10 protein-coding genes are annotated in these 11,911 nt (G+C 63.6%); 9 read left to right on the top strand and 1 reads right to left on the bottom strand.

What is annotated here, in order from left to right; genetic code table 11:
- Positions 1 to 180 precede the first annotated feature (180 nt).
- The 5 genes from LN996_RS05780 (at position 181) to LN996_RS05800 (ending at position 6,292) form a co-directional block, all read left to right on the top strand.
- Positions 181 to 1,677: a CitMHS family transporter gene (locus LN996_RS05780; protein WP_231339489.1), complete on the top strand. Its 1,497-nt coding sequence runs from the start codon at positions 181 to 183 to the stop codon at positions 1,675 to 1,677.
- A gap of 620 nt (positions 1,678 to 2,297) precedes the next feature.
- Positions 2,298 to 2,594, top strand: coding sequence for an Asp-tRNA(Asn)/Glu-tRNA(Gln) amidotransferase subunit GatC (gene gatC, locus LN996_RS05785; protein WP_026541440.1), 297 nt, complete (start codon positions 2,298 to 2,300; stop codon positions 2,592 to 2,594).
- Positions 2,595 to 2,598: 4 nt separating this feature from the next.
- Positions 2,599 to 4,152 (top strand): Asp-tRNA(Asn)/Glu-tRNA(Gln) amidotransferase subunit GatA, encoded by a 1,554-nt coding sequence (gene gatA / locus LN996_RS05790; RefSeq protein ID WP_231339490.1) that lies wholly within the window; start codon positions 2,599 to 2,601, stop codon positions 4,150 to 4,152.
- Positions 4,152 to 5,660: an Asp-tRNA(Asn)/Glu-tRNA(Gln) amidotransferase subunit GatB gene (gatB, locus tag LN996_RS05795; protein ID WP_231339491.1), complete on the top strand. Its 1,509-nt coding sequence runs from the start codon at positions 4,152 to 4,154 to the stop codon at positions 5,658 to 5,660. Before gatA ends, gatB begins: the two co-directional genes overlap by 1 nt.
- Before the next feature lie 74 nt (positions 5,661 to 5,734).
- Positions 5,735 to 6,292: a DUF5666 domain-containing protein gene (locus LN996_RS05800; protein WP_231339492.1), complete on the top strand. Its 558-nt coding sequence runs from the start codon at positions 5,735 to 5,737 to the stop codon at positions 6,290 to 6,292.
- Between the two features lie 17 nt (positions 6,293 to 6,309).
- Here LN996_RS05800 and LN996_RS05805 read toward each other — a convergent pair whose 3' ends face one another.
- Positions 6,310 to 7,323 (bottom strand): formylglycine-generating enzyme family protein, encoded by a 1,014-nt coding sequence (locus LN996_RS05805; RefSeq protein WP_231339493.1) that lies wholly within the window; start codon positions 7,321 to 7,323, stop codon positions 6,310 to 6,312.
- A gap of 216 nt (positions 7,324 to 7,539) precedes the next feature.
- Between LN996_RS05805 and LN996_RS05810 the strand changes: the two genes are divergently transcribed.
- The 4 genes from LN996_RS05810 to LN996_RS05825 all read left to right on the top strand — a co-directional run.
- Positions 7,540 to 8,574, top strand: coding sequence for a sugar ABC transporter permease (locus tag LN996_RS05810; protein ID WP_231339494.1), 1,035 nt, complete (start codon positions 7,540 to 7,542; stop codon positions 8,572 to 8,574).
- 42 nt (positions 8,575 to 8,616) lie between these two features.
- A complete protein-coding gene (locus LN996_RS05815; protein WP_231339495.1) occupies positions 8,617 to 9,540 on the top strand; it encodes a carbohydrate ABC transporter permease in 924 nt (307 codons plus the stop codon).
- An 82-nt stretch (positions 9,541 to 9,622) separates the two neighbouring features.
- Complete coding sequence (locus tag LN996_RS05820) at positions 9,623 to 11,281, top strand: sugar ABC transporter substrate-binding protein (protein ID WP_231339496.1); 1,659 nt, start codon at positions 9,623 to 9,625, stop codon at positions 11,279 to 11,281.
- An 85-nt stretch (positions 11,282 to 11,366) separates the two neighbouring features.
- Positions 11,367 to 11,911: LacI family DNA-binding transcriptional regulator (locus LN996_RS05825; RefSeq protein ID WP_231339497.1), on the top strand; the 545-nt coding region annotated here is incomplete at its 3' end.

Raw genomic sequence — 11,911 nt, forward strand, 5'->3', positions numbered from 1 at the left:
CGGCACCCTTGCTCCTTTCGTCCAGCTCCATTGAAGCACTGAGCACAATGCGCAAAACGTTCGCAACGAGCAGTATTCCCAACAATTCCCGGAAACCCCGGCCAGTGACGGGCGCCACCATATCGTCTGTAGTGCGCATCACACCGACGTGGCGCCATTCACAGTAGTAAGGAGCCGGCCGTGCTGGTTTTGCTTGGATTCGCAATGATTGCGGTATTCATGGTCCTGATCATGACCAAAAAATTGACGCCCGTTCTGGCGCTGATCATCGTCCCCACCGTCTTTGGCCTGTTCGCCGGGGCGGGCCTCGGTATCGGCGACATGGTGATGGACTCGATGAAGTCCATGACCTCGACGGCCGCGCTCCTCATGTTCGCCATCATCTACTTCGGCCTGATGATCGACGTCGGACTCTTCGACCCCCTGGTGAAGTTCATCCTGCGCAAGCTGGGCAACGACCCCGCCAAGGTTGTCCTCGGCACCGCGATCCTCGCCGCAGCAGTCTCCCTGGACGGCGACGGCTCCACCACCTTCATCCTCACTACTGCCGCGATGCTCCCCGTCTACCTGCGGCTCAAGATGAGCCCCGTGGTCCTCACATGTGTCGCCGGCCTCGCCAACGGCACCATGAACATCCTGCCGTGGGGCGGTCCCACGGCCCGCGCAGCCACCGCGCTGCACTTGGACGTCAACGATGTCTTCGTCCCCATGGTCCCCTCGCTCATCGTTGGCCTCATCGTTGTGTTGGTCTTCGCCTGGCTGCTCGGACTGCAGGAACGCAACCGCCTCCGCACCACCGCCCCTGAGATCTGGGGCGACGTCGCCGATCCTTCGGAAGCGTTCGACGGCGGCACTGGCCGCGGCGGATCTGTCGCCGCCGGTTCGGGCTCGGGTAAGGGCCGCTTCGGCTTTGGTCGCAACAGCTCCACCACGCCGGCAGGCAAGCCGGGCACCGGCGGAGGCTCCGGCGTCGCGGTCCTCGAAGACCCGGCCACCCTGGTGGACGACCACGACACCGCCATGGCTGACACCGCACTTGACCCCAACCGCAAGACCCTCCGGCCCAAGCTGTTCTGGTTCAACCTGGGCCTGACCGTCGCCGTCATGGTGGTCCTGGTAGCCAACGTCGTTCCGCTGCCGTTTGTGTTCATGGTCGGCTCCGCCATCGCCCTGCTGGTCAACTTCCCCAAGGTTAAGGACCAGGGCGCCCAGCTGATCGCGCACGCACCCTCGATCGTCGCCGTCGTCAGCATGGTCATGGCAGCCGCAGTCCTGACCGGTGTCCTCAATGGCACCGGCATGGTCAAGGCAATGTCCGAGTGGCTCGTCCAGATCATCCCCGCCGATATGGGTCCGTTCATGGCAGTCATCACCGGCCTGCTCAGCATCCCGATGACCTTCTTCATGAGCAACGACGCCTTCTACTTCGGTGTCCTCCCGGTCCTGTCCGAAACCGCCGCCCACTACGGGGTGGATGCAGCAGACATGGCCCGCGCCTCCATCACTGGCCAGCCGTTCCACCTGCAAAGCCCCCTGGTCCCCGCGATCCTCCTGCTGGTATCCCTCGCCAAGGTTGACCTGGGCGACCACCACAAAAAGGTCCTGTGGCGCACGGCAGTCGTCTCGATCGTCATGCTGGCAGTCGGAGTCCTGACCGGAGCCATCGGCATCGGCTAACCCGCCGCGCAGCACCCCAACCCGGGTGCGCCGCAGGCGCAAACCGGCCCAAACAATCCTTCGGAGGGCGGCCTGAAATGGTCGCCCTCCGGTGCAAAAGGACCCAGACATCCTCCGGAGGGCGGCCCCGCGCCGGCGGCCCCCCCCGCGGCCGCGCGGGGGGGGCCCCCCCCCGGCCCCCCCCCCTCCGCGTGCTCGCTCGTGCCTCGCTTGGACGCACGCTTCCGGGCGCCCGCTTCAGCCCGCGCAGCACCCGGATGCCTGGGTCGTTCCGTGTGAAGGGCCACACGGATGTCTACCCCGGTGACGCGATCAAGCCCACCCAGCCCACGGCCCAACCCAACGGAAAAGCAAAGTGCATATGGTCCGCTCAGCCGTCTTTGTGGTTGGGTCCAGAAGTGGGGTGGGTGCCGACCGCAAGGTGAGATGGGCAATAGGCGGCGGACCGGAGACATCCTGCCGGTCGCGTCTAAGCGAGGAACGAGCGAGCGACCAAAGGATCGTCTGCGGGCAGCCACCGAACTCAACCACTCGCCCTGCGCGCCAGCGCAGCGTCCAGCAGGGGCGCATGGACAAGTAGACTGGTTCGGAAAACCATTTGAACTTTGCAGGGGAGATCCATGGCTGCGATCAACCGTGACGACGTCGCGCATCTTGCGCGTCTGGCTCACATTGAAATGAGTGCCGAAGAACTGGACAGGATGGCTGTTGAGCTTGCTGTCATCGTGGATTCGGTGAAGAGCGTGAGCGAAGCTGCGGGGGAGGACGTCCCGGCGACGTCGCACCCGATTCCGTTGACCAATGTGTTCCGTGAGGACGTTGTGGGCCACACGTTCACGGCTGAGCAGGCATTGTCCGGTGCTCCGGATGCTTACGAGAACCGTTTCAAGGTCCCGGCAATCCTGGATGAGGGCTAATCACATGACTGATCTGAAGAACGAACTCATCCGCCACTCCGCTGCCGATCTCGCTGCCAAGCTGGCTTCCCGCGAGGTTACCGCCGTCGAAGTAACGCAGGCGCACCTTGACCGCATTGCCGACGTCGACGGCCAGGTTCATGCCTTCCTGCACGTCAACAGCGAAGAGGCTTTGGCTGTTGCGGCCGAGGTTGATGCTGCCCGCGCTGCCGGCGGTTCCGCCGCCGAAGAGCTGCATGCCCTCGCTGGTGTGCCGATCGCCGTGAAGGACCTCATCGTGACGATTGGCCAGCCGACGACGGCTGGTTCGAAGATCCTTGAAGGCTGGAACAGCCCGTACGACGCCACCGTGGTGAAGAAGCTGCGCGCGGCCAAGATGCCGATCCTGGGCAAGACCAACCTGGATGAATTCGCCATGGGCTCCTCCACGGAGCACTCTGCGTACGGCCCCACCCGCAACCCGTGGGACCTGGACCGGATTCCGGGCGGTTCGGGCGGTGGCTCCGCTGCCGCCGTCGCCGCTTTTGAAGCGCCGCTTGCGCTCGGGACGGACACCGGTGGCTCAATCCGCCAGCCCGGTGCAGTCACCGGAACCGTTGGCGTGAAGCCGACCTACGGTGCAGTGTCCCGTTACGGTGCCATTGCCATGGCGTCGTCGCTGGACCAGATCGGCCCGGTTTCCCGTACGGTGCTGGACTCGGCGTTGCTGCAGGAAGTCATCGGCGGCCACGATCCGTTTGACTCCACGTCACTGACCGATCCCTTCAATGACCTTGTTGCTGCGGCCCGCGTGGGCAACGTGGCCGGCATGAAGATCGGCATCGTCAAGGAACTTCACGGCGAGGGCTACCAGGCCGGCGTCGAGAACCGTTTCAACGAGTCCCTTCAGCTGCTGAAGGATGCCGGTGCTGAAATCGTCGAGGTTTCCTGCCCCAACCTGAAGTACGCCCTGGGTGCGTACTACCTGATCATGCCGTCCGAGGTGTCCAGCAACCTGGCCAAGTTCGACGGTGTCCGCTTCGGCATGCGCGTGCTGCCCAAGGACGGTCCCATGACCATCGAGCGCGTCATGGGTGCTACCCGCGCCGCCGGCTTCGGCGACGAGGTGAAGCGACGCATCATCCTGGGTACCTATGCACTGAGCGCTGGCTACTACGACGCTTACTACGGCTCGGCGCAGAAGGTCCGCACGCTGATCCAACGCGACTTCGACGCCGCTTTCGCCAAGGCCGATGTCCTGATCTCCCCGACGGCGCCCACCACGGCGTTCAAGCTGGGGGAGAAGCTGGATGATCCGCTGGCAATGTATTTGAACGACGTCGCAACCATCCCGGCCAACCTCGCCGGTATCCCGGGCTTGTCCTTGCCGGGTGGACTGGCTGATGAAGACGGCCTGCCCGTTGGTATCCAGTTGCTGGCTCCGGCCCGCCAGGATGCCCGCCTGTACCGCGTGGGTGCGGTCCTCGAAACCATGCTTGAAGAGAAGTGGGGCGGCCCGATGCTTGCGCAGGCGCCTGAGCTTTCATCAGCTTCAACCACCGCCGGAGGTTCCAACTAATGTCCGTCGACGCAACCCTGAGCTTCGAAGAGGCCATGGAGAAGTACGATCCCGTCCTGGGGTTCGAGGTCCACGTGGAGCTCAACACCAAGACCAAGATGTTCTCCTCCGCGCCGAACGTGTTTGGTGACGAGCCGAACACCAACGTCAACGAGGTTGACCTGGGCATGCCCGGCGTCCTTCCGGTAGTGAACAAGACGGCTGTGGAGTCTTCCATCAAGATCGGCCTTGCCCTGAACTGCAAGATCGCCGAGTCCTGCCGTTTCGCCCGGAAGAACTACTTCTACCCGGACACTCCGAAGAACTTCCAGACCTCGCAGTACGACGAACCGATCGCCTACGACGGATACCTCGACATCGAGCTCGAGGACGGCACGGTCTTCCGCGTGGAGATCGAACGCGCCCACATGGAGGAGGACGCCGGCAAGCTGACCCACATGGGTGGCGCCGCGGGCCGCATCCAGGGTGCCGACTACTCGCTGGTGGACTACAACCGTTCGGGTGTTCCGCTGGTTGAGATCGTCACCAAGCCGATCGAGGGCGCGGGCAGCCGTGCGCCTGAGCTGGCCAAGGCGTACGTCGCTGCTGTTCGCGAGATCGTGAAGAACCTTGGTGTTTCCGATGCCAAGATGGAGCGCGGCAACGTCCGTTGCGACGCCAACGTTTCCCTGCGCCCGCACGGCCGGGAACGCTTCGGTATCCGTTCGGAAACCAAGAACGTGAACTCGCTGCGCGCCGTCGAGCACGCCGTCCGCTATGAAATCCAGCGCCACGCTGCCGTCCTGGATTCCGGCGAACCGGTCATCCAGGAGACACGCCACTGGCACGAGGACACACGTTCGACGACGTCGGGCCGGCCCAAGTCCGATGCTGACGATTACCGCTACTTCCCGGAGCCGGACCTGGTTCCCGTCGTCGCGTCCCGTGAGTGGGTGGAGGAGCTCCGCGCTACCCTTCCCGAGCCGCCGGCCGAGCGCCGGAAGCGCCTCAAGGAAGCTTGGGGCTACTCGGACCTGGAGTTCCGTGACGTGGTGAACGCCGGTGTCATGGACTCCATCGAGGAAACCATCGCAGCCGGTGCGTCCGCAGATGTTGCCCGTAAGTGGTGGATGGGTGAGATCGTTGGCCGCGCCAAGGTTGCCGACGTCGATCCTTCCGAGCTGGGCGTCACTCCGCAGGTCATCGTCGAGCTGAACAAGCTCGTCGAAGACGGCAAGATCAACAACAAGATGGCCACCCAGGTCCTGGACGGCGTCCTCGCCGGCGAAGGTACCCCGGCGGAGATCGTCGAGCAGCGCGGCCTGGCCGTTGTGTCCGATGACGGCCCCCTCTTGGAAGCCATCGACGCCGCACTGGCAGCACAGCCTGACGTGGCGGAGAAGATCCGGGGCGGCAAGGTTCAGGCCATCGGCGCAATCGTTGGCGGCGTCATGAAGGCCACCCGTGGCCAAGCCGACGCCGGACGAGTCCGCGAGCTCATCCTGGAGAAGCTCGGCGTCGAGGGCTAAGCACCCGCTTCAAGCATCACAGTAGGCCGCAGTTTTTACTGCGGCCTACTGTGCTTTGGGCGCACAATGGATGCATGGCCACTCTCAGACCAGGCCTTCGTAAGGGCCTCCTTGCCGGCGGGATCGCCGTCGCACTGACCGGCGGCGGGGCCGCCGCTGTGTGGGCGGGCACCCAACCCAGCCCTTCGCCGTCGAGCACCTCTGCTTCACCCAGTCCGTCCGCGACGACGAAAGCCAAGTCCACCGAGGGGCGTGGGCAGGCAATCCATGGCGAGCACGTCGTCAAGCAACAGGACGGCACCTTCCGCACCGTTGTCACGCAGCTTGGAACCATCGAGACCGTCAGCGACTCCGAAGTGACAGTGAAGAGCGAGGACGGCTTTGCCCAGCGGTACGTGCTCAAGGCGGAGACACGGATCGCCAAGGTGCCTGCTGATACTTCGGACCTGAGGAATGGCAGGGGCCGGCCCACATTGCCGTCGGCCACGGCTGCCGACCTCAAACCTGGCGACACAGTGCGCATCAGCGGGACGAAGGACGGCGATACCGTCACGGCTACCAGGGTGGTATCGGGCGAGTTGCCTGCCGGCCTCAAAGGCGGCCACGGGCACAGGGGCCACGGGCCCAAGTAGGCTACAGCGCCAATCAGTTAGAGGGCCACAGTCCTGAATCCGAGGTTGCCGCTGGCTGAGTCCGGCGTGTTCGAGCTCCGTGCTGCGATGCGGTAGCGGTTGCAGTACGAATCGTGGCAGAGGTACGAGCCGCCGCGCATCACCCTGCCGCGGCCAATCGTGGGCCCCTGGGGGTCTTCGACGGTTCCTGCTGCGAGGCACGTTTTGTAGTACTTGGGCAGGAACCAGTCGCTGCACCATTCCCATACGTTCCCGCTGGTCTGGTACAGACCGTAGCCGTTGGGGGCAAACGAACGCACGGGTGCCGTGGTGAGGTAGCCGTCCTCCACCGTGTTGCGGGAAGGGAACTCGCCTTGCCAGATGTTGCAGTTGTGGGCAGCCTCGCCTGGCTCATCGGTGTGCAGTTCGTTGCCCCAGGGGTAGCGCTGTCCCGACAGCCCGCCCCGGGCCGCATATTCCCACTCAGCTTCTGTGGGCAGCCGCCGGCCGGCCCACTCGCAGTAGGCCAGGGCATCGTTGTGCGACACATGGGTTACGGGGTGGTCCGGGATTTCGGACCAGTGCGAGCGCGGTCCTGCAGGGTGTGCCCAGTCGGCTCCACGGACGTTGAGCCACCAGGGCACGTTGTTGACGCGGTTGAGGATGTCCTGCGTGGCGGCTCTGACGGCCAGATGGAACACTGCCGATGTTCCGAACGTTTCCGACTCGGTTCGATGCCCGGTGGCGTCCACGAACGCCGCGAAATCCTCGTTGCTGACGGTGGTGGCGCTGATCCGGAAGCCTGAAATGGACACGTGGTGCACTGGAGACTCGCCGTCGGCTTCATAGCCCTCGCCGAAGGGGTCGCCCATCGCGAAGGTCCCGGCGGGGATGCCGACGTCGTTTGTTTCCTTGGACGCTGAGGGACTGCTTGCGGAAGGCTCGACGGCGGCACGCACGTTCCGCTGTCCGCCCACGGTACGCAGGGGGAGCGTCATCCCCGACGTCGAGTGTTCCCGGGCGTCGGCGCCTGGGCTGCAGCAATCTGCCATTTCCACCTCCTGTGTGAATTCCACCTGCTTGTACTTTAGCGGGGCCGCGTTTCCGGCTGGTTGGGAAGCCGTCGGAATGATGAAAAATGATTTCTGCGGTCAGTTTCGATCATGATCTTGCAAAAAGAGATGCGCGTCACTTATGGTTTGTTAAACGGTTAACGAGCGTGGCTTGAATCACATTGCTGATTCGGCCTCAGCACTTGAGGAGACAGCATGAACTCGACGACGGAACAGGCTCCGGCATTGCCCGAAGCTCGCCGAGTCCCGGCCCCGGCAGGTGGAGACACCCCCGGATCCGGTGCGAAGAAGCGGAAGCGAAGCAAGCCCCCGCAGCAGAGTTTCCGATCCCGCCTGCGACGCGACAAGCAGATGTTGCTCATGATGGTCCCGGGTGTGGCCTTCCTGCTGCTCTTCTTCTACATCCCCATCCTGGGCAACGTCATCGCGTTCCAGGACTACCAGCCCTACTTGGGCATCGGCGACAGCTTGTGGGTTGGTTGGCAGAACTTTGTGGATCTGTTCGGCAATCCGGACTTCATCCACGCTTTCTGGAACACCTTGTACCTGGCCGCCTGGCAGTTGGTCTTCCTTTTCCCGGTGCCGCTGGTGCTGGCGCTGATTGTGGATTCACTGATCAGCACCCGGGTCCGCCGGATCTTCCAGAGCATCGCCTACCTGCCGCACTTCCTTTCCTGGGTGCTGGTGATCGCGTTCTTCCAGCAAATGCTGGGCGGCGCAGGCTTCGTCAACAACCTTCTCCGGGACTGGGGCATGGATCCCATTCCCTTCATGACCAACCCGGAAACATTCCCGGTCATGGTGGTCGTCCAGATGATCTGGAAGGACGCGGGCTGGGCAATGATCATCTTCCTGGCGGCCCTCGCCAGCATCGATGCTTCCCTCTATGAGGCTGCGGCGGCTGACGGTGCAGGCCGCTGGCGCCGGATGTGGCACATCACCCTCCCAGGCCTGAGGCCCGTCATTGTGCTCCTGCTCATCCTGCGCATCGGCGACATCCTCTCTGTCGGCTTTGAGCAGTTCATCCTGCAGCGTGACGCAGTGGGCGCTGGAGCCGCGGAAGTGCTGGACACCTTCACCTACTACACCGGCGTAGTGGGAGGCGGCTGGAGCTCAGGTGCCGCGGCCGGCCTCGCGAAGGGCGTGGTCAGTGCGCTGCTGATCTACGGCGCCAACAAACTTGCCCACCGCTTCGGCGAAGACGGAATCTTCGCAAAACAAGTGCGCTGAAAGCCCCGCTGACCCGCGCGCCTGCCGCACAAGGAGAACCCCATGGCAACAACACTTTTCGCTAGAAAACCCCGGGAACTTACGTACAACCCCAAGCGCCCGGTATGGAAGGAAAAGCCTTCCGCCCTGTACCAAACGGTCAAGGCAGTGGTCCTGATCGTGTTCAGCCTGTCCATTCTGACGCCCATCCTCCTGGTGGTCTCAACGTCGCTGGCCGACACTGAGCAACTCGTGAAGGCCGGAGGTTTTGTCCTGTGGCCGGAGCGTCCCACGCTGGAGGCCTACGCCACCATCTTCAAAGGCCCCATGGTGCTGCAGTCACTCGGCGTGAGCATGCTGGTCACGGCGGTGGGCACCATCCTGGCCCTGTTCGTGACCATCACCATGGCTTATGCCACCAGCCGGACGGTGCTCTTTGGCCGTCCTGTGATCCTCGCAGTCCTGTTCACGCTCCTGTTTGCGCCGGGCCTGATCCCGTCATTCCTCATGATCCGCCAGCTGGGACTGCTTGACTCCCTCTGGTCGCTGATCCTCCCGGGCATCTTCGGAGCATTCAACTTCGTGGTGATGCGCTCGTTCTTCATGAACATTCCGGGTGAATTGATCGAAAGCGCCAGGATCGACGGCGCCAACGACTGGCAGATCCTGTGGCGCATCGTGATGCCGCTGTCCAAAGCCGTGATCGCCGTCGTCGGGCTGTTCTACGCCGTCGGTTTCTGGAACTCGTTCTTCAACGCCCTGCTCTACATCAACGATCACAGCAAGTGGCCCATCCAGTTGCTGCTCCGCAACTTCGTGGTCCAGGGCAGTGGCGCGGCGGACCAGCTGGGAATCACCACCACACCGCCACCGCAGTCCATCCAGATGGCAGTGGTCGTGGTGGCGCTCGTCCCGATCCTGATGGTCTACCCGTTCCTCCAGAAGCACTTTGCCAAGGGCGTCATCACCGGAGCAGTCAAGGGCTAGTCCCGCCCCGAAGCCCACTATCCACAAGCCCAAACACCCAAAACCCCCAGACAAAAAGCAAGTAACCAGAAAGGGTTATGCCATGACGAGCACTACCTCCCAGGCCGGATTCAGCCGCCGCGGTTTCCTTGGCCTCGCAGGCTTGGCCGTGACCGCCGCAGGCTTGTCCGCCTGTGGTGGTGGCGGAGCCGCGAGCAACGGAGGCGCCGCTGCCTCAGCTTCGGTCAAGTTGCCCACATACAAGGAATTCACTGGCGTCACCCCGGACATCGCGGGCAACGCCAAGGGCCTCCAAGCCGGCTACTTCAAGCTGCCCACCGCTGTGCAGTCCGTGAAGACGCCGCCGCTCAAGGGCAAGGTCACCGGTCTCACCGAAACCTTCGACACCATGAGCCCTGGCATGAAGGACAACCCCTTCTGGCAGCGACTCAACGCCAAGCTCGGCGGCGACCTGGAGCTCCAGATCGCCGAAGACATCGGAGACGGCTACCCGGCCAAGTTCGCCACCGTCCTGGCCAGTAACGATCTCCCGGACATGATGTGGGTTCCGCCGAACCAGGGCATCCCCAACGTCGGACCCATGCTCGAAGCCAAGTTCCAGGACCTGACGCCCTACCTCTCCGGTGACGCCGTCCTGGAGTACCCCAACCTGGCCGCACTCAAGCCCGATTCCTGGAAGACCGCCGTCGTGAACGGCAAGATCTGGGGAGCTCCCATCCCGAGTACCCCCTTTGGCCAGGTGTACCTGGGCAACCACGACATGTGGGCCAAGGTGGGCGGCTTCGAAGCGGCCAGCGCCGACGAATTCCTTGAGAAGGCCAAGGAGCTGACCCGACCGGGGGACCAGCAGTACGCGCTCGAACCTGCCTATATCAATGCACTCCACATGGTCACCGAATGGTTTGGCGCCCCGAACAGCTGGGCCGTCAACAAGGACCGCACGCTGACCCACCTGTACGAAACCGATGAATACATGGCCGGCGTGGAGTTCACGGCCAAGATGTTCGCAGCCGGCGTCTTCTACCCGGACTCCAAGGCAACCGACATCCGTTCGCGCGTCGCCAACGGCAGCGTGGCCGCCCAGGTGGTGGTTGGCCCGCACGACATCCGCAGCTACCGTGCACTGAACAAGACCGCCCAGTTCGATGTCCTCATTCCGTTCAGTGCGGACGGCAAGGTCAAACCGGTGTACGACATGGGCTACGGAACGGTGGGCTTCACCCCGTTCAAGAAGGCCGACGAGGGCAAGATCCGCGAGCTGCTCTCGCTCATCAACTACCTGTCCGCACCGTTCGGCACCGTGGAGTACATGCAGAAGAACTTCGGCGAGCTCGGCCAGGACTACACGATCGACGGCTCCGGGAACCCGGCGCGCACCGAAACGGGAACAACCAACGCCCCCGGACTGGTGTCGGCGTTGAACATCATGTCCAGCCCGGAGAACGTCATCTTCAACCCCGGTTTCGACGACGACACCCGGTATGTCAGCCAGCAGGAGGAGAAGCTCCTTGAGTTCGCCTGGCGGAACCCCACCAACGGTTCCTACTCGGACACCAACGCCAAGGTGGGCGCCAAGATCACCAAGCAGCTGCGCGACAAGGTAGTGGACATCATTACCGGCCGCGCCAAGATCGACGAGCTCAAGGACGCGGTCAAACGCTGGAAGAGCGAAGGCGGCGACAAGATGCGCGATGAGTACCAGGCCGCGTTGGACCCCAACGTGCCGGTGTTCAGGAGCTAGCCTCAAACCAACACGGACCAAACCAACACGGACCAGACCAAGAACGCACCAACGCGTAAGACGAAGAACACCAGCAGGGGGAACCATGGCAAAAGCGAGCACCACCGGAATCCGGCCCACCATACGTATGGTGGCCGAGTTGGCGGGAGTTTCCACGGCCACGGTTTCCTATGTGCTGTCGGGGCGCCGCGGCGATGGCGGACCTGGGGTGTCGGATCCGACGGCGGAGAAGGTCAAGGCGGCTGCGGAGCGGCTCGGGTACCGCCCCAACCAGGCGGCCCGGGCCATCCGGACCGGCCGGACCAATACGGTCATCCTGTCGCTGACCATGCTGTCCGATCCTTGGTCCCTGTCCGTCATCGAGGCCGTGCAGAAGGCTGCGGTCCCGCTGGGAATCACTCCGATGATCCTGGGCGACGCCGACTGGGTCAAAGTGCTCGGCACCCACAACGCCGACGCCGTGTTCGTGGACGCAGTCCGTCCCGACCAGCGGGACGCCCTGCGGAAACTGGCCGAGCACGGAACCACGCTGGTGGTCTTCGACGAGGAAGTAAAAGCGGAGGGCTTCGACGTCATCCGTTCCATCGCCGGGCCGGGCTGCCGCATGGCCGTGGAGCACCTGCTCCACGG

Origin of the sequence: Arthrobacter sp. AK01 (genome assembly GCF_021109375.1) — a bacterium.
Classification (GTDB): Bacteria; Actinomycetota; Actinomycetes; order Actinomycetales; family Micrococcaceae; genus Arthrobacter.

What these genes read in the sequence shown, in the direction of transcription:
- gatC (WP_026541440.1), top strand. Translation starts at nt 2,298, where the DNA reads ATGGCTGCGATCAACCGTGACGACGTCGCGCATCTTGCGCGTCTGGCT.
- gatA (WP_231339490.1), top strand. Translation starts at nt 2,599, where the DNA reads ATGACTGATCTGAAGAACGAACTCATCCGCCACTCCGCTGCCGATCTC.
- gatB (WP_231339491.1), top strand. Translation starts at nt 4,152, where the DNA reads ATGTCCGTCGACGCAACCCTGAGCTTCGAAGAGGCCATGGAGAAGTAC.
- LN996_RS05800 (WP_231339492.1), top strand. Translation starts at nt 5,735, where the DNA reads ATGGCCACTCTCAGACCAGGCCTTCGTAAGGGCCTCCTTGCCGGCGGG.
- LN996_RS05805 (WP_231339493.1), bottom strand. Translation starts at nt 7,323, where the DNA reads ATGGCAGATTGCTGCAGCCCAGGCGCCGACGCCCGGGAACACTCGACG.
- LN996_RS05810 (WP_231339494.1), top strand. Translation starts at nt 7,540, where the DNA reads ATGAACTCGACGACGGAACAGGCTCCGGCATTGCCCGAAGCTCGCCGA.
- LN996_RS05815 (WP_231339495.1), top strand. Translation starts at nt 8,617, where the DNA reads ATGGCAACAACACTTTTCGCTAGAAAACCCCGGGAACTTACGTACAAC.
- LN996_RS05820 (WP_231339496.1), top strand. Translation starts at nt 9,623, where the DNA reads ATGACGAGCACTACCTCCCAGGCCGGATTCAGCCGCCGCGGTTTCCTT.